The sequence below is a fragment of the Flavitalea flava genome (assembly GCF_054461575.1).
Genome location: NZ_JBTLQH010000042.1, coordinates 1 through 18,755, shown reverse-complemented (window position 1 = coordinate 18,755; position 18,755 = coordinate 1). Strand labels below are relative to the sequence as shown.

Sequence of the window (18,755 nt, the reverse complement as noted above, 5' to 3'; positions counted from 1 at the left end):
AATTTAGGACTTTGATTGAAAGAATCAAGGATTGGTCTTCACAATTTCCCTAAAAGTTTTCTTTCCCAGGATGAAATATTGCCAGATAATGCTACGCTTGTGCCATCCATGCAGCTTTGCCCCTCTTTTTTCGGGGAAAACGCTCTGATGTCTTCTGATCAGCACCCACTTAAAAAAAGCCAGATGGGCCTCTAAAATGGCTAAAAAATAAATCCCCTGTCCTGCAAACAGGGATTTCCAGGCTGAAACAGAATCCAAAAAGAACCGGAAAGGGATTTTCCAGAATAATTGCCCAACCGGCAGATTCTTGGCCATCATGATCAGATTGTTGCGGAAATTCAGGAATACCTTCCGCTCATTTCCTTTGGGCAGGGTCCCGCCGCCAACATGATACACAACGGATGGCGGGCATGTATATACCTTATAACCAGCCAGTTGTATACGCCAACAGATATCGATCTCTTCCTGGTGGGCGAAGAAATAAGGATCCATCCCCTTAAGTTGATGATACAGGTGCGCACGCACGAACATCGCCGCTCCGCTGGCCCAGAATATTGGCTCAATGGCATCGTACTGCCCTTCATCCAGCTCACAATCATCGAAAATCCTTCCTTTGGCGAAAGGATAACCCAGATAATCCAGCCATCCGCCGGCAGCCCCGGCATACTCAAACAGCTCCCTTTCCGCATACATACGGATCTTGGGCTGGCAGGCACCGATGAGCGGATCGGAGTCCATCAGTGCCACGATCGGTTCAATCCAGCCTGGTTCCACTTCCACGTCGGAGTTCAGCAGTACATAATAATCGCTGGTTATCTGTTTGAGCGCCTGATTGTAGCCTTCGGCAAACCCATAGTTCTTGTCCAGGATGATCAGCCGCAGTTCGGGATAACGTTCCCGGAGAAAACTAATGGAGTCATCGCTGGAAGCATTATCCGCTATGATTATTTCTTTATTGGCATAAGTGCTTGCCATTACAGAGGGAAGAAACTTTTCCAGGTAATTACGGCCGTTCCAGTTGAGTATAACAATTGCAATTGATGAAGACACTTCGACTATAGATTTTTAAATAATGCCCAAAAATAAGGGAATAGCGATTTAGTGGGGTGGTTTTTATAAATTCGGTCTATGATTCGATCCCTGCTTAACTGGAGATCTTTGTTAGCCTTAGTGGCCATCATCATTGTGAGCGGCACTATCTTTTATTCCCAATATCTTGCCAAGCAGATTGCACGGGATGAACGGCAAAAAGTGGCTTTATGGGTAGCTGCCAGCAAATCTATCCTCAACAATCCCGGAATAGATCTTACCCTTCCTAATCTTATCCGGAATGGCCAGCAAACCATACCCATTATAGAGGCCAATGAGCAGGACAGCATCATTGATTATATTAACCTGGATTCAACAAGAGCCTCAACCGACAAAAACTATCTCTACCGCACGCTCAAAAAATTCAGATCGGAAAACCAGCCTTTGGAAATCAAACTCAGCGATACTCCATATATAGCCAACCGCTATTATTATGGGCATACCACTTTATTAGATGAAATCCGGTATTATCCCCTTGCTCAATTATTAATAGTAGCCCTTTTTATCTTTTTTACCCTTTATTCCATTGCCATCCGCAATAAGGCCACCCAGAATCAGCTTTGGGCGGGTATGGCCAAGGAAACCGCCCATCAATTGGGCACTCCGGTTTCCTCCCTGGAAGGCTGGGTGGAGATGTTAAAGGAGACGGCAATCGATCCGGCAACCGTCCAGGAGATCCAGAAAGATGTGGACCGGCTCAAATTGGTCTCCGATCGTTTTGGAAAGATCGGAAGTACGCCCAAGCTGGAGGAAAAAGATCTTATCTGGCAAATCCGGAATATGGTGGAATATATACGGAAAAGAGCCACCGGGAAGGTACAGATCACCCTTCAGGCAAAGGACCAGGAAAAGATCATTGCCCGCATTTCAAGTCCTTTATTCGATTGGGTCATCGAGAACCTGCTGAAAAATGCCCTGGATGCCATGGAAGGAAAAGGGGAAATTGTGGTCAGTATCCGGGAACAGGAAAAAGAGATCCTGATCGATGTGGCGGATACCGGCAAGGGAATTGCCCCAAAAAACCTGGCCAAAGTCTTCAAACCGGGTTTTACGACAAAAAAACGGGGTTGGGGCCTTGGGCTCAGCCTTTCCAAACGCATTATCGAACAATATCATAAGGGGCAGCTCTCTGTCAAACAATCCGAACCGGGAAAGGGAACTACCTTCCGGATCGTCTTGCCGAAATAAACAACCCAAAAAAAGCCCCGGCAAATCGATGTAAGATTTGCCCAAAAACTCCTACATTTGCACCCTCCTCAAAAAGAGCAGTGGATTGCGTGGGTGGCGAAATTGGTAGACGCACTACTTTGAGGTGGTAGCGCTCGAAAGGGCGTGTGAGTTCGAATCTCATCCCGCGCACAACAAATGCCCTCAGCGAAAGCTGAGGGTTTTTGCATTTGGGAACGAGGCGAATGTATTCGCCGGAGTGTACGAATGCAAAAACCAAAGCGCCGAAGGCGCAGGGCATTTGTTGTAGCCGCCCCCGCCAGGAGATCGCCGCAGGCAATCTCATCCCGCGCACAAAGGCCTTCCTGACGAAGTCAGGAGGGCCTTCTTATTTGGTAGCGGTGAAAGCTCCGCTTTCATAAGCGAACAAATGAGAAGGCCCTATTCCGCGCAGCGGAATAAAGGCTTTGGGTACAGAGCCCTTAAAGAGATCAGCGAAGAAGCAGATTATGTTTTGTTTGCACATCTTACCCGGATATCGGACAGAAAGAGATTTGAACTTCCATTGGGTGATTTTAATGCGGTTGATCAGAAATCTGTAGAGTACCAACTCCTGGAAGATTATTCAGTTTGGATTGTCAATTACTAACCCAAAGAACGAACCGGACATGTTACTGCAATATAATTCTATGATCCGACCGTTTATAATTTCCACTTTGGGGGAATTGTGGAAATCAAATTATTTAAAGTTTCGGAAGATATTGCTGGATACGGGCGATAACTTCCGTAAATGGTGGTTGTCCCCTGAAATATAATGCTGTAGTGGCTTTGTAACGACCTTCAAAATCATTCATAAACTCTTCCGTTAAAAGAAAAGCAGGATGAGTGTTCACGGGTGTTTCGGCATCGGCCCCTTTGATCCAGTCAGCTTTGTGCTGCAGGTATTCCGGCATTCCTATAAAAGCCTGTATCTGGACAGTTCCAAGCAGGCTATATAAATCGTAATACTGGCGCATATAATTTTTCGACTTCTTGCCACCGGCCCCTTCCTGGCGAAAGTTTCTGATAATAGCCTGTATCTTCTCCACGAAAGTGTAGCCAGGGTTGTAGCAGGGCACATCAACTGCACGGTTATCGATTAAGTCAATGTTAGCATTTGCTTTGGCAAAATCATACAGCCATGAACTGATGGTGATAGGTTGGTTGGGCGCCACTTTACTAAAACCGGCTTCAAGCAAGATACCGTCCTTTACCCCTTCAAGGGATCCAGTATAGGTTCGGTATTGGAGGCGGATGCCGCCACTGCGGTAATACCTTTCATCGTCAAATTCTGTATCACGTTCGACAGCTATAATGCCGGGAATCTTCAGGTTATCTTTCAACCAGTCGTAAAAGTCTTTGCGGGACTTGACTCCATTTTCCTTCAGGCTTGTCTGGTTAACCGTAACTCCACTTTCTGCCAGCGGCTCAATCAACAGATCCAGATCCTCCGAAAAACGGTTAATAATTTGGGGGCCTTTAGACAGGGATGTTCCGCCTTTCAGGGCAAATTGAAAACCCTGCTGTTGCAAGCCCCAAAGGTTATGCATCATCCAGTAATCCTTTTCGACAATTACTGGATCTAACAGCTGTTTGTCAGCAACGATCCTTATCAGGTCAGGGAACTCGTTGTGTTCGTGGAGTAAAATAGTGTTCATGCTTTATTTCGTATCCATCAAAGATGCGAAAAGCTTTTTGGTTTTAACCGATCCATATTTTTTGACGGCTTCAGTTAATTTATGGGTATCCATGCCTTTCGCTCTTTTTTTTACACGGCTTAATATGGCGGTCTCGTCTTCAGCCAGCCGGTCAAGATTATTGAGCAGATCCACCAATAAAAATTCTGAAGTCACCTGGCTCGGAAAATAAGGTTTCTGCTGGAAGGAAAACACGCGGTTACCCAACTTAACCTCGCCATGCCGTTTATGGTTATAAACGACAGTTTTATTGTAGAGCTGGGTTGTCCCAACACCTAGTTTATTGTAATCATTGGGCGAGGTCAAGAGGAAACGATCATCTTTAAGGAAGCTCATCACAAGGATATTATCGGTTGGAGGCACCTCTCCAAACTTTCCTTTTTTAGGGTAATAATACATCCCTGCTGCCACTTTTTTTAAAGTGCCCTCCTGCTGTAACTCCTGCAAATGACGGTCTACAGCGTTTGACCATTTTTCCAGGTCATTTCGCCGGTATATCTGTCCGGGTTCTAAATGTCTTTTCAGTTCCGCAACCTTTGTCATACCACAAATGTAAGAATTTTCAACTCCGTGTGCATGATTTTACATGTAAAATTCATGCATTTCGCATTTAATTGATTATCAACAGTTTTAATCCTTGGTCGCTTGGAATATGACAGTCGGTTTATCAAAAATATTGAGCCATGTGCAAAATTTACCGGAAACCTTGTCAAAAAAACCATGGAGGGCAAACCTGTTGCCAAGATTCAGTCATCTGGAAAAAGGGAAAACGTAGCATATCTGCTTATAGCAGTTTATCCTATTCTACTCTATTGATAATGATTGATTTAAAGCTAAACAAAAGCCTCAAATCCTCTCTGAATTGGTTCGAACTCATTCCACTTGGGCCACAAATACCTACCAGACCTTCCCACATGACATTTCAGAAAATAATTTACATTTTTGTCAATTATTTTTCATATATTTTACTTATGCTAAAATCAAAGATAAATGGTACTGGAAGATACATTGAGCGGAGAGAAATTCGAGGCGATTATAGAATCTATGACTTCCAAGGACTTCATAGCTATTAAAAAGGATAAGGCCAGGTTTAACTCGTTTAATTGGAACGTTTATAAAAATAAAGGGTTATATAAGCTCGGACTTGCAACGGATGAAACCATCTTAGGGCTCATGTGCCTGGTAGATCATCCGGGTGAGGGAATAAACGCCGTTGAAATCGAGTTATTGGAAGTGGGCGCGGACAATCGTCGAGGGAAAAAGAAGTTGGCAAATATTGCCGGTTGCTTGATTGCATTCGCCTGCCGCGAATCATTCAAACGCGGTTACGAGGGATGGGTGTTTTTGATCCCTAAAACCTTTTTACTGGAACATTATCCGACAAAATATGGTTTTACCCATGTGCCCATTAAAACACCGGATCGACCAGTGGGATTCATGGAATTAAGTACCAGCAGTTCGCTCAGGCTGATCAAGAAATATTTAGATTAGAATCAGCAAAATCGTAAAATATTTATTCAACTTTCCACATTTGGATAAATACAAATCGTTAAAAGTATGAAATCGTTAAAAAATATTGAGAAGGAATACACTCCCGAAGAAATTGCAGAATCCTTTGTTTTCCCTGGTCCCAAAGCCCCCAAGGAACGGGAAGCCTTATTAGAGACATTCCGCCAACACAGGAAAAAGGTCTCGGATAAGCAGTCCGGGAAAACGAAGCTCATTTCACAACTTCTTCAATTAAAATTCCTGATAGAAGACTATATTAAATCTGAGAAATTAAACAAGGACTATTCCTTCGGATATTTTCTAAAAGAATACATCACCCGGCTGGAAAAGAAAAACAAACAATTCGCCGATGAAATAAATGTCGACCCCGCCGAACTAAGCCTGGTCATTAATAAACACCGGCAACCTACGGAAAAACTCATTTTCAGACTGGAAATACATTCCAACAGAAACTTCCCTGCTCTTATGTGGTTTAAAGTACTCGAAAAAGATCGTGCTTATGAATTAAAGCATCATAGAGAGATCATCGACAGCGAAAAGAAAAATGTAAAACAAATGCTCGAATTTTCATTATAACACAAAAACTATAACAACGTTTTTCCCTTATCGTATGTATTCTTAACTTTGCAACACCGGCTATTAATTAACTAAGCACCTTTCATCAGCCAAAAAGGCTGGCAGATAATTGGCAGACTAGAAATACACGAATGTGATTTTCAGACACTTATAAAAAAAACACGTGCTCATCCCGCGCACAACAAATCAATGAGGCTGTCTCCTATGTTTGTAAAAAACAGGAGATGCCCTCTTCAGGTGGAGGTGAGGGGATTTCAATCGAACACCTAGCCACCTTCCTATCTATAATCCAACGAATTAAATATTAGGCAATCCTTGTTTGCTTTGGACCGGAACCTGGTCAATTTCCGGGAGAGCTATCTCCCCCGGAGAAGGGGGATGTCTGCCACCGCACAGTACTATTCTAAAATCGAACAGTCCCGTTCGGACATGGCATCATAGTTTATTGAAAAACAGTTCGCTACAAATTTGGCATGCTATTTACAGGGTCATTGCATACCCCCATTTGTATGCTAAAAAACTATCTCCGCATTGCTTTCCGCAATCTCTGGCGGCATAAGGGCTTCAGCTTTCTGAACATCATGGGTCTTACGATCGGGATGTCGGCCTGTTTTCTCATCCTGCTTTATGTGACGTTCGAGCTCAGCTATGATCATTTCCATTCCAAAGCCGACCGGATCTACAACATCGTTACGGATATCAACAATCCATCGGAAGTACTACATTTCGGAGTCGCGGCGCCGGCGATGCCGGTGGCGGCCAAAAATGATTTTCCCGAGATCGAGAAGCAGGTGCGGTATAGCCCCGGCAATATTCTAGTCCGCCGGGGGGACATAAAGATCCAGGAGGAAAACATGGCCTTTGGGGATTCGACCTTCTTTGAAGTCTTCGATTTTCCCCTGCTGAAAGGCGATCCAATGACCGCCCTGAAGGGACCGCTCACCATGGTCCTGTCGGAGACCGCGGCCAAAAAATACTTCGGCTCCGCCGATCCGATGGGTCAGCAACTAACGGTATTTGGCAACAGCCAGTTGGCGACTGTCACGGGCATTATGAAGGACATGCCGGAGAATACCGAACTGAAGACGGATATGATCATGTCGATGTACAACGGTCCGAACGACTCCACGCGGGATAAAAACTGGGGCGGGTTTGGGGTCATGGCCTATTTTCTGCTGAAACCCCAAACCAATGCGAAAGCGTTGCAAGGCAAATTCCCGGCCTTTCTAGTGGACCATATCGGCAAGTTCATGAAGGAGAACAACCAGACTTATACCTATATCCTCGAACCGTTGAAGGAGGTCTATCTGAAATCGACACCCGGAAATGCCCAGGGCAGTCTGACCAATATTTATGTCTTCAGCATCGTAGGAGTCTTTATCCTGCTGATCGCGGCGATCAATTTCGTGAACCTGTCAACCGCCCGGTCCACAGAGAGGGCCCGGGAAGTCGGGATACGCAAGGTTATCGGGGCAGAACGGCGCCAGCTGACCGTGCAGTTCCTCGGGGAATCGGTGATCCTCTGTCTGATCGCCTTTGTTCTCTCAGTTGGCGCTACCGCGGCCCTGTTACCCGGCTTCAATTTTCTGGCGGGAAAGACCATCAGCACCGGTATATTCCACCACCCCGGCTATATTCTTGCGCTGCTTCTGATTGGCCTGGGTATCGGGCTGCTGGCCGGGCTCTATCCGGCGCTGGTGCTGTCCGGTTTCCAACCGATCATCGTGCTGAAGGGGCGTTTTGCCACCAGTACACGTGGGTTGCTCCTGCGAAAAGGGCTCGTGATCTCGCAATTCACCATTTCGATCGGGCTGATCGCCGCCACCCTGCTGGCTGGCTATCAGCTGAAGTATATGCGGCAGCAGGAACTCGGATTCAGCAAGCAACAAGAACTGGTGTTGGACACCCATGGGGACGAACATAAGATCGCGTTCAAAGAGGAGCTCAGAAAATTGCCAGGTGTGGTATCGACTGCGATGTCCTCCAGCACGCCCGGGAACGGCGCTATGAATGCTTATTCAGTCATCCAGAACCGGAAAGGCGAGATGCAGATCTGCGCTCCCGACCTTTTCTTTGTCGATTTCGATTTTATCCCGCAGTACGAAATGAAAATGGTGGCAGGCCGGACGTTTTCCCGGGATTTCGGTGCCGATACCACGCAGTCCATGGTCCTCAATGAACGGGCGGTGAAGATGCTGGGTTATTCCAAGCCGCAGGAGGCAATCGGCCGCAATTTTGACCAATGGGGACGGAAAGGCAAGATCATCGGGGTGGTCAGGGACTTTCACTACCGCGGTTTGCAGGAAGAAATCCGACCGCTCAGCCTGCGAATCGAGCCAGATGGCTGTAGTATGCTCTCGGTGAAAGTGAGTATTTCCAATCTGAAAAATACCATCGGAGCGATTGAAAAGTCCTGGCATGCGGTCATCCCTAACCGGCCGTTCAGTTATTCCTTCGTCGATGAGATGTTCGACCGTCAGTACCGCGCCGAGGACCGGTTCGGAAAACTGTTCCTTTATTTTGCCGTGCTGGCTATTTTTATCTCTTGTCTTGGGCTGCTTGGGCTGGCCTCCTACAGTACCATGCAACGGACCAAAGAGATCGGTGTGCGAAAGGTGCTGGGAGCGAGTGTGACGGGGATCGTCGGGCTATTGTCGAAAGATTTCCTGATGCTGATCGGAATCGCGTTCGTGGTCGCCACACCGCTGTCTTTCTGGCTGATGCGGCGATGGCTGAGTGGGTTCGCTTCGCGGATTGACATCTTTTCGGCGTGGTGGATATTTGCTGCGGCGGGTTTGACGGCCCTGCTGATTGCGATGCTGACGATTAGTTTCCAGGCGGTCAGGGCGGCGATGGCCCCTCCGGTTCGGACCCTGCGGGCAGAGTAGAGTTTTGGCTGCGATGGGAAGTGATAGTGAGTTTGATCAATGGAGGACAGAAAACTACCAGTATACCAATTTAATAGTATAAGAGCCAATTATATCACTAATGGATATAATTAGCCCCTAAACTATACCAAATACTTGAAAGAATAGGCTCAGACCCTGGAAACAATTGATTTACAAGGCTCTTTAATTATTGTGTATCATATTTTCCCAATTGAAACTATTTCTCTCTTTCTGAATAGACGATTTGCGGAAAGATTGCCAAATTAGGTGGGAACTTCTACGGAAGAGGCGTCTTGAAACTTTCCTCCAGAGAATAGTATTTTAAAGTAAATTATTGTCAATATTTGAATATTTTGACAATAATTTAAAGTTTATCACACCAAATTAGTGGCAGCAACATTTGCCCAGTTCCGGGATTCGTATTGATAAATGTGGAAAAGGAAAATATCATTGTCAGACACCTGATCTCCCAAGCCCCCTACAAACATGCGAAAGCATTCCTACCGTCATCAGGAAAAAATGCTGGTCGACTTGTTCACAGATAATGAATTTGAATACCTGGAAGGAAACGAACTTATTTCAGTATTCAAAAACGCCTGGGACCATTTCCCCGTAAATCAGAGCAAGCTTCTGCGTTATGCAGGTAGAAAAGGGCAACGGCAATAACTACAGGCCTTTCTGGGAAAAAATAGTTTTACAAAAAAATATACCAGCAATAATCTCCACGAAAACGCTCACCTCTGAATGAAGCAAGGAACGACGTTCTATCAAAGTTCTAACTCGCCCGACTTTCTTCACTGCCATATAAAAAAGGCAACGACATTAGTGAAAACACTTATTTTGATTAAAATTCTTACCTGCCCTTCAACTCCTTAAAATTTACCAATGTCCAATTCGATAGCCCCTAAACTTATTTCCCTGTTTTTCATACAATTATCAGTAGTATTTATTATTTTAGCGATCTGGGAATGCGATTTGAAATCCAATCTCCTGCGTCCTTCTTTTGCTACCAACTTTACTGAAACACAGACCCATATAGCCTGGTTTTAATTCCTGGTCCGTTTATTACGGCTATGCCCGTCCCTACACCGGTTTTCCGTATTCCACCTGTCCGCACCCTGCTTAATGCCTGATAAAGTAGCCCCTTTTTAATGCTGTCCATTCCGTAATCCTGCCCGTCCGGAAAACTCCTGACTAAAACCTTATATATGTTTGACAACATTGCGTTTAGCGTCGTCATAGGTCTCGTATTCATTTACCTGTTGTACAGCTTGCTGGCGACGATCATCGGGGAAATGGTTGCCGGATGGATGGGTATCCGGGGGAACATGCTGAGACTGGCCATCGAACGGATGCTGAATGACGGTTATTACAAAAAGGTGGAGGAGGATAAAAAGGAGCGACCTCCCGGTTTCTGGCATAATTATTTTATGGTGGAGAAGGATGAATTTAAGACTAGTCTGGCCGGCAGATTCTATGACTATCCCTCTATAAAATACCTGTCGAGGACCGAATCGGAAAAAAGCAAACCCTTCAATCAGGTAAGGCCCTCCTATATGTCTTCGGAGACCTTTGCCCTTACCCTGATCAATATGCTGGCGGAGAAGGGGCTGGGCAAGGACAAGATGGAACAGATCGCCTTTACCCTGAAGGTGAACAGTCTGCATATCCAACCCGAAACGCTCAAACAGATCAATATTATCCTTGATGATGCCTGTCATGATTTCGAGTGTTTTAAAAAAGGCCTGATGAAATGGTTCGAGGAGACCATGGACCGGACTACGGGCTGGTATAAAAAGAAATTTACCCGTATCCTCTTCTGGCTCGGTTTTCTGATGGCGGTCACCTATAATGTAGACTCCATCCGGATCGCCAGGATCCTGGCCAATGACAAGGAGGCCCGCAACCAGCTGGTGAACATGGGGGTCGCCCTGGCCAAAGATTCCACCCGGTATAAGGATTTTATCTATAAGAACGGAGATTCGGTCAGGGCCAAATCCGTTATCGACAGCGGGTATTCCCGGATCACTACCGATATCCACAATGCCAATCTGATCCTTGGTCTGGGCTGGCATTTGGATACCCTCACCTTCGACGATGAATACAAGATCAGGGAGGGCGATGCCGAATTATTTGCCAGGGCCGACACCGTCTTCCAGTTGTATGATTCCATCAGGAAGGCATACGATTCCCTGACCGGGAAGATCCGGACGAACCGGCGTTTGTCGGATTCTTTCGGTCTGGTGATTAATTATCAAAATGCCGTCCTGGCCAATAAACGTCTTTTCCCTGTCGGGAAAACGGATACCGCAAAGGATAAAGATTCTGTCTATTTTTTACAAAATAGTCGCAATAGCATCGCCCGGGATCAGTTCCTGGATTCGATCCGACTGTCCACGGCCCATGATTCGCTGTTCAGCGGTAAGGTCTTTTTTAATTCTCTGGCCTATCATATGTTTAGCTCCATTCAGGATATCCGTTTGAACGAGGCTCCTCCGGAGAAAAACGAAAAAGGGGCGATTGTTAAGCGAGGCGCGAGGGTGATCACCATCAAAGGAAAAGTGGATTATGCCTGGTATGACAAACTCTGGTATTTTGTATGGCATATCCTTCCCTTTAATGTAAGTTTCTATGGTATCCTCATCACGGCGCTCATGTTGTCCTTAGGAGCGCCATTCTGGTTCGGGTTGCTGAACAAACTGGTATCGCTTCGGTCGGCTGGAGTCAAACCGGAGGAAAAGACAATCAAAACGGATGATTTGAAGGCTGCCGGCAACGCACGGAGAGATACGCCGCTGGGTATTGGCATGACACCTCCCGTGTTCCAGGCTCCGACCAAGGAACCCAATATCCCGGAATTGACCTGGTCCGCTTTTTCCGATAAGATCAGCCTGGAGCAAGGGATCGTAGCCATTGCCCTGGACGACCATCCCCCGGCTATCGTGGTCATGGTAAAGAGCGCGGCCAATGCAGATTATCTGAAAAATAAATACGGGATTTCTTTTGAACTGCCGGGTAAGGAACCACTGGAGGTTAGTTATATGTTAGATGAACCTAATACTGTGCATTCCGGTATGGCGGGCGGTGGAATCGCAAACCGGAATTTGCCCGGAGATACCGGGACCCTCGGTGGATTTCTGACCCGGGTAGGTTCGGATAAACTCTTTGCGGTTTCCTGCTGGCATGTTATGAAGGATACCCATGATCTGACGGAATCGATCATACAACGTGATATCCTGGATCTGAGCAACCCGGTCCACCCAACCATCGCGACGGTAGTAGATGGGTTTTTTAGTGCAGACAATGGGATCGATGTCGGCATCGCCGTTTGTTCCGATAATACCATCGTCCCGAATCCCGATTTTAAGATCACGGGGCAGACCCGGGAGGTAGATTCCTTTGACTCCTTAACCCATACCAGCGTGCTTTTATATGGACAGGCCTCCAAACTGCAACAGGCTACGATCTTTCATTATAAAGCCAATGTGCAGATCACCTATCCGGGAAATAAGGAATTTATGGTAAAGGATGTATTCAGTCTAACCATCCAAAACCCGAGGAACGGTAATTCCCGGGCTCCGACCACAGGCGGCGACTCCGGCGCCATCGTTACCGATTTGCAAGGGACGCCCCTGGGCATGATCATCGGCGGCAACGGCACATTTTCCTATGCCATAAAATTCACCAATATATTCTCGACCTCCATACACGCCTTCAGTCAATATTCATTTAAAGTATCACTTAAAGTATAAATCTTATTATGAAACGATTATTCGCAGCATTGTTGACCTTGTTTTTTTTCGGACAGCTATCCGCGCAGACCATCAACCTGGGGATCGATGCCAATTGCCGCAGCCTGATCAGCCTGGATAAGACCAGGCTTAAAAAGGACAGCCTCTATTCCATACCGGTCCCTGCGAACGGAGCCCTAAAATTCAAGCTTTCCAATCCGTTAAATAAAAAAATTACGATCAGTATCAGCGGCATCATGCCCAATGATGCCCGGTCGATTGAGCTGAAGCCGGAATTTTTTACCAATAATTTCCTTTCTACGGACGCCAATCTGATCCTTACGGTCGACGGGAAATCCTTTGATCTGCGAAAACCCTTTAATATTAGTATGGGCTGTTCGGACGGTGCATTCAGGGCCCTGGCCAATACCGTAAATTTTCAGATCGACAAACAACTGGGTCAGGTTTCCAACGGTACCAATGGAGCATCCGGCACAACTACCTTGTCAGGAACGGCCGGTATTCCGGTGTTATTGGTCCAGGCGGCACCTGCCGGACAGAATAAGGGGGCCGGGGCAGACGATACGGAGCAGGCATATCAACCGGGAAGTGCCGTCTATGATGCACTCAAACTGACGGACCCGACCAAGGTCACCGAAGAAGATTTTAAAAAGATCATAAAATTCTATGTGGCAGAAGGAGTGCCCGTGGGAAGCCCCGCTGCGGGTATCGATGCGGTTAAGGGCAATCCTTTCCTGAAAGATATCATCAACACTACCTATACCGGAGTCCTGATCAAACCTTTGGACGCTGCAGCCGAATCGGGCAGCGATATTCTCTCCAGTCTTTCCCTTTCATCCATCGGGGGACTGGACGTGACCCAGATCGCTGACGGTCTGGCTAAATTCCTGGTCAAACGGACCAAGGAAGAACTGAGCATTAGTTTTTTTAATAAATTCAAAGAGCTGCTCGATAGATACCCGGATCTGAAGACGGTATTTCCTAAAACCTATATGATCCTGCAGTCCATCGGGGATGAGATCTATAACTATGAAAAATATATCCAGAACCTCAGAGAGGCCTTTAAAGACGATATCCAACATCTGGCCGATAACTTACCAGGTATTGTAGATAATCACCTGGATTTTTTTACAAAATATCATACGGTAGCTGCCTCCCTGAAAACAGGTTGTTACCTGGCTACCGAATTACAAAAACAGGTGCATCCCGGGGATATTCTCGCGAATTATCCCATGGAATTCCTGAAGGATGAAAATGGAAATGTAGCCGGTTCGATTCAGACCCTTCAGTTATTAAGCGCCTCCTTTCGGGATACTTCCGCCGCCGATAGTTCCTATTGGGTGAATCTGAAATATATCCGGCAATTGGTGAATAACAAAACAGCTTTCCGGATCTATCTGGGTCTGGTATATCAGATGGCGATACTTCATTACGATAATGTCCACTTTAAAGACACCACTCTCGTCGGCTATTTGGATAAAGCGGCCCCGGAAATCATTAAAGGACTGGACATTTTTAATCAGTACAAATTATATATCCTGCGGTTCGCCGAAAAGACGGATAATCTGAACCGGATGATCAAGTCCTATTCCAGGCCTGCCAATGATTCCCTGGCCATCGAACTCTATAAAAAATACTTCGATGGTTTCGTAGATTATTTTGAATATGCCGTCCAGGTGGGGAAATTACCCCTGATCAACGAAAATCATTTTTTCCACCAACTTTCCCGAACACTGACCCCTTATTTTAGCGTGGCCAATTTAGCCTCCGATCTGGTCGTAGACATCAACCGCAAGAATTATTCTTCTGCCATCAACAACGCGGTGGCGATTTACACAGTGATATGGCATAATCCCAACCAGGAGGCGATAAATGCGGCTAAAGCGAGTGCGGCTAAGACAAATACCGGTAAAGATAAAAAGGTGGAGGCAGACAAAGAAGAGGTTACCGTAAATGAGGATAGCGTGGCAAAATCCTTCCAGGATTCAAAAGAAGTACTTCCCAATTTCATCAAATACGGGAGTTTTATGGCCTCGATCGCTACGGCCAAAAACAGTGATGAGGTCGCCAGCGCCATCGAAGCAGCAGCCCTTCCTTCCGGTTCATCCAGAATCAAACGCGAATCCCTGATGAACGTATCTCTCAATGCCTTTACCGGTTTGTATATAGGACATGAGAGTATAAAAGGGATAAAGGACGGGACCGTCTTTAATACCTTTGGGGTTACGGCGCCGATCGGTGTGGCTCTTAGTTGGGGACATCAGTTGTTATTCTGGAATACGCCCAAATGCGGATGGTCGACATCCCTTTTCATATCTATTATCGATATCGGGGCGCTGGCCTCCTACCGGTTCAAGAACGACACCACCTCCCAGGTACCTACCGTCGAATTAAAAAATATCCTTTCCCCGGGAGCCTTTTTGTCCATCGGGGTACCAAAAACACCCATATCCTTCAATTTCGGCGCACAGATGGGGCCGAATCTAAGGAAGGTCAATTTTAACAGCAGTCTGCCCAGTGATGATAGCAACAATAAGATATACTTGCGTTTCAGCGCCTCGGTTTGTGTGGATATTCCGCTGCTGAATTTTTATACGAAGTCGAAATAATTTAAGACGGATCGACAATTTTGGGGTTCATTTATCCGAAACGGGCAGACAGGCATTTAATATCATTGTAAATGTGGTAGGCGAGCAGATAAAAAGCGAATAAAAAGTAAAAACTATGACGGATTCTGACAAAACCAAAAAACGGGATTTCTGGGACATCGTCCAGATCCTGGGGACAGCTCTTATTCCCGCTGCTATTGCACTTGCCGGCTTCTTTTATTCGAAAGCGCAACAGGATGCCACCCAGAAAAACAACGAAATCAAGATCCAAAGCGATATTGCCGTAGCCAATATCAACACATCCATTGCCCAGGCGCAGTTGCTTTCGACCTTTATGGAATCGCTGGTAAGCAAGGATACGCTCCGGCAATCCATTGCCATGAATGCCATTTTGATCGGGGCGCCAGTACAGGGAAAGGTCATTGTAGATCTCCTGACACGTTCCAAGGTGACCAATGACGGACAGCGACAGGCCATCGATGCCCTGTCCGGAAGAAGAACGGAACTGATTACCAGTCTATACAGTGACAACGCCGGCATTCGGATCAATAGCGCCAATCAATTGATTAACTCCTGGCTGAAGGACAGCAGTACCATCAAAGAAATGGTTGGTTTTATGAATACAGGTTTGCAGTCCCCCTTTTATTTAAAGGATCCGGGTAATGGACTCTATAATTGTATCGTTGTCCTGCAGAACGCCGACAGCAGACTTTTATCTCCGCATAAGGAAGCGTTGCAGAAAATACTCCAAACTATTCCGGCGGATAATGTAAAGACCATTACGGCGATGAAGAACCTGGTGGCGAAAATATATTAAAGAGCATTAATAACTACATCAATCTTATTTTATGGCAAAAACTACAGTGGTTTCCGCGGATTTAACGAAAGAGATCAATTTCTACCTTACGATGGTCGATGCGAGTGAATCCTTGCCCATGAACGTGGGAATCAGTTCCTGCAAACAGGAAACAATGATTTCTGTTTTGGGATCGCCATTAATGCCCTTAACCACCAGCGATCAGCCCGACCGGGCAAGTCCGATGGTAACCCGTCTCAAACAAACGGCAACTATTGGTAAGCACCTTGTTGTCACAGGTATCAAACCGGCCATTACAAGTTTGCAGGCTGCTGTTGCACAAGCTTTTTTGCAGGAAAAAAACAACGGTCATGATTTTGAAAGTGTGCTGAGTAACGATGGAATGCTAAATGTACGCTTACGCAACCCCACGAGTGGAAAACCCTCCTCACTTATCAGCAACCATTCCTGGGGAACCGCCGTCGATTTTAAAATTATTGGCCACAGTTCACCAGGCAATACCGGCCATTCGATTCCCCGTTTTATCGCCATACTGATTCCTTTCCTGAATGCAGCAGGCTGGTTCTCTGGCATCGCTTTTCACGATGCCATGCATTTTGAGGTGGCGGATGAAACCATTAAACAATGGCAGCAAGACGGGAAATTTTCTATTTAAATTCATGGTATACCCTTAGATCCTTCCGCATTGGAATCATAATCGATACCGCATTGTGCATAGATATCCCTAATCTTCTGTTTGAATCGGCGTTCGCTTGCTCTGATCTCTCGGATTCCAGTAATTCTTCAGAATAATTCTTGCCGGAATTTTTCCCCTGTTTCCAGCCGTTCATCGTCTAGCAGGAAGCCCTTGATTATAAATTCTCCTAAAGTTTTGGTTGCCCAAATACGGAAATGGGTGGCTTCTTTGCTATTGACGCGATATCCTACGGTATGTATTGCCGGTATACAGTGCTAATTTTTGGCTATTGTTAGGATAGTCAGAGCGATAACTAAAATCTTTTTACACTAGCTCTCAAAAAAATAATTTATGACTGCATTTTGACTGCGTAAGTATTCCGTATTCTTATAATGTAAACACTATTCGTTTTTTATTTTCGACAGCCCCATTAAAAACCGTATCACCCCACGATTAGCCCAGTATTTCGTAAGAAATAAAGGGTCTAAGTAATTTTCTAACAATAAAATGCTATGCCATGAAAAAATTTACCAAGTTAGTCGGCTTATGTCTTGCCTCTTTTCTCCTCCTTTCAACTTTACCAAATCAGCTACATGCACAAAATTTTGCCAAGCGTATTATAGCGAGCAATGGCGACTCAGTTCCATTCCTTCAATACCTACCGGCAGGTCATAACCTGCCGGGCAATACCCGAAAATACCCTTTAATCATATTTCTTCATGGTGGCGGAGAAAGAAGCGATAATGCATCCATTACTGCCGGCAATCCAGTTTGGAATTTACAGGGTTCTGGAACGTCGGCCGGGGCTTTCAACGGTTTCGGTCCTTCCCGTCTCGCAAGGCTTGGTAATAAAATGAATTTTACCTGGAATGGGCAAGTAGATACCTTTATTGTTTTATCACCAATGTCCCGGCTAACGAAGCGTACAGCGCCAAATGCAGGCACTCAGATCACCGCATGGCCTTTGGAATACATTGACGGAATTATAAAATATGCTACAGACTCCCTGAAAGTGGACACCAATAGAATTTATTTGACAGGTCTTAGTTATGGCGGCGGAGGCACTTTTGAATATTTAAACAGCTCCTCTGTTAGTGTCCGAAAACTGGCCGCCGCCGCTCCTATCTGCGCCTGGCTTATTGGTCTCACCGCAAATGGCGAAAGTTATGTTTCCAATGCAAAACTGCCGTTATGGGCTTTCCACGCGATAAATGACTCCATAGCTACCTATACTGTTACACAAAATTCCATCAATGGACTCAATGCCCTTAACCCACAGGTAAAACCACTTTTCACGTTAATGCCGGACGGTAACCATTATATATGGCCCAGGGTGTATAACATCGACAGCCCGGCATACACTCATGGTTACGAGGGCATCATGAATATCTACGAATGGTTCCTGGGGCAGGATAAAAGTCTGCCCGTAAATATTCTGCCGATAGCTCATGCTGGTAATGACACCACCATCTATACAAGCCCAGGCACAGCAACCCTAAATGGCAGTACGTCCACTGATGACGTAACTATTGTCAGGTATGTATGGAAGAAAATTACGGGGGCGGCAGCAGACACTATTCAAACTCCACTTGGGGCCGCTAGTTCTACAACCGTTTCAGGGCTTAACGCAGCTGGCGATTATAAATATGAGTTGATTGTGGTCGATAACCGGTCGGCGATCGCCAGGGATACTGTGACAATCCATGTTGTTAACACCCACACCAATGGTAAAGCGGTAACCCTTTCGTCCTTAGGCAAGATAGCTACAGGAGACGTCACGCAACTCGATAATGCTTCCAAGTTTACCCTGGAGGCGCAGTTCAAATATGATGCGACCGTCAGTAACTACACTACTTTATTCCGCAAAAGTACTTCCCTTACCGACAGGATCATGCTTCATATCGGACCCAATAATAATTCCATGTATGTAATGGTG

At 45.9% G+C, this 18,755-nt stretch carries 14 protein-coding genes, 1 tRNA gene and 1 pseudogene; 12 read left to right on the top strand and 4 right to left on the bottom strand.

Annotation, left to right across the window (positions count from 1 at the left end; translation table 11 throughout):
* Nucleotides 1–24: 24 nt before the first annotated feature.
* A complete protein-coding gene (locus ACX0G9_RS25565; RefSeq protein ID WP_459067812.1) occupies nt 25–1,050 on the bottom strand; it encodes a glycosyltransferase family 2 protein in 1,026 nt (341 codons plus the stop codon).
* Between the two features lie 78 nt (nt 1,051–1,128).
* Here ACX0G9_RS25565 and ACX0G9_RS25560 point away from each other — a divergent pair, with 78 nt between their 5' ends.
* From ACX0G9_RS25560 to ACX0G9_RS25550, 3 genes are all read left to right on the top strand, one after another.
* Nucleotides 1,129–2,277, top strand: coding sequence for a sensor histidine kinase (locus ACX0G9_RS25560; protein WP_459067811.1), 1,149 nt, complete (start codon nt 1,129–1,131; stop codon nt 2,275–2,277).
* A gap of 87 nt (nt 2,278–2,364) precedes the next feature.
* A tRNA-Leu gene (locus ACX0G9_RS25555) sits at nt 2,365–2,448 on the top strand.
* A 238-nt stretch (nt 2,449–2,686) separates the two neighbouring features.
* Nucleotides 2,687–2,905, top strand: coding sequence for a hypothetical protein (locus ACX0G9_RS25550; RefSeq protein ID WP_459067810.1), 219 nt, complete (start codon nt 2,687–2,689; stop codon nt 2,903–2,905).
* A 94-nt stretch (nt 2,906–2,999) separates the two neighbouring features.
* Here ACX0G9_RS25550 and ACX0G9_RS25545 read toward each other — a convergent pair whose 3' ends face one another.
* Both ACX0G9_RS25545 and ACX0G9_RS25540 read right to left on the bottom strand, forming a co-directional pair.
* Complete coding sequence (locus tag ACX0G9_RS25545) at nt 3,000–3,953, bottom strand: nucleotidyl transferase AbiEii/AbiGii toxin family protein (protein ID WP_459067809.1); 954 nt, start codon at nt 3,951–3,953, stop codon at nt 3,000–3,002.
* A gap of 3 nt (nt 3,954–3,956) precedes the next feature.
* Nucleotides 3,957–4,535 carry a DUF6088 family protein gene (locus ACX0G9_RS25540; RefSeq protein WP_459067808.1) on the bottom strand — a complete coding sequence of 193 codons (579 nt, stop codon included), beginning with the start codon at nt 4,533–4,535 and terminating at the stop codon, nt 3,957–3,959.
* A 447-nt stretch (nt 4,536–4,982) separates the two neighbouring features.
* Here ACX0G9_RS25540 and ACX0G9_RS25535 point away from each other — a divergent pair, with 447 nt between their 5' ends.
* From ACX0G9_RS25535 to ACX0G9_RS25500, 8 genes are all read left to right on the top strand, one after another.
* Nucleotides 4,983–5,483 carry a hypothetical protein gene (locus tag ACX0G9_RS25535; RefSeq protein WP_459067807.1) on the top strand — a complete coding sequence of 167 codons (501 nt, stop codon included), beginning with the start codon at nt 4,983–4,985 and terminating at the stop codon, nt 5,481–5,483.
* Between the two features lie 66 nt (nt 5,484–5,549).
* Nucleotides 5,550–6,077 carry a hypothetical protein gene (locus ACX0G9_RS25530; protein WP_459067806.1) on the top strand — a complete coding sequence of 176 codons (528 nt, stop codon included), beginning with the start codon at nt 5,550–5,552 and terminating at the stop codon, nt 6,075–6,077.
* A 509-nt stretch (nt 6,078–6,586) separates the two neighbouring features.
* Nucleotides 6,587–8,965, top strand: a complete 2,379-nt coding sequence (locus ACX0G9_RS25525) for an FtsX-like permease family protein (RefSeq protein ID WP_459067805.1) — start codon at nt 6,587–6,589, stop codon at nt 8,963–8,965.
* A gap of 486 nt (nt 8,966–9,451) precedes the next feature.
* On the top strand, nt 9,452–9,631 hold the full coding sequence (locus ACX0G9_RS25520) for a DUF6577 family protein (RefSeq protein ID WP_459067804.1): 180 nt from the start codon (nt 9,452–9,454) through the stop codon (nt 9,629–9,631).
* A gap of 542 nt (nt 9,632–10,173) precedes the next feature.
* Nucleotides 10,174–12,717 carry a hypothetical protein gene (locus tag ACX0G9_RS25515; RefSeq protein WP_459067803.1) on the top strand — a complete coding sequence of 848 codons (2,544 nt, stop codon included), beginning with the start codon at nt 10,174–10,176 and terminating at the stop codon, nt 12,715–12,717.
* 8 nt (nt 12,718–12,725) lie between these two features.
* Nucleotides 12,726–15,326 (top strand): hypothetical protein, encoded by a 2,601-nt coding sequence (locus ACX0G9_RS25510; RefSeq protein ID WP_459067802.1) that lies wholly within the window; start codon nt 12,726–12,728, stop codon nt 15,324–15,326.
* Between the two features lie 115 nt (nt 15,327–15,441).
* Nucleotides 15,442–16,143 carry a hypothetical protein gene (locus tag ACX0G9_RS25505; RefSeq protein WP_459067801.1) on the top strand — a complete coding sequence of 234 codons (702 nt, stop codon included), beginning with the start codon at nt 15,442–15,444 and terminating at the stop codon, nt 16,141–16,143.
* Between the two features lie 31 nt (nt 16,144–16,174).
* Complete coding sequence (locus ACX0G9_RS25500) at nt 16,175–16,798, top strand: M15 family metallopeptidase (protein WP_459067800.1); 624 nt, start codon at nt 16,175–16,177, stop codon at nt 16,796–16,798.
* A gap of 2 nt (nt 16,799–16,800) precedes the next feature.
* Here the strand turns inward: ACX0G9_RS25500 and rhuM are convergent.
* A pseudogene (rhuM, locus tag ACX0G9_RS25495) lies at nt 16,801–17,079 on the bottom strand (RhuM family protein).
* Between the two features lie 257 nt (nt 17,080–17,336).
* On the opposite strand from rhuM, the gene ACX0G9_RS25490 reads away from it, so the two are divergent.
* The coding region (locus tag ACX0G9_RS25490) for a carboxylesterase family protein (RefSeq protein ID WP_459067799.1) at nt 17,337–18,755 on the top strand (1,419 nt) is incomplete at its 3' end.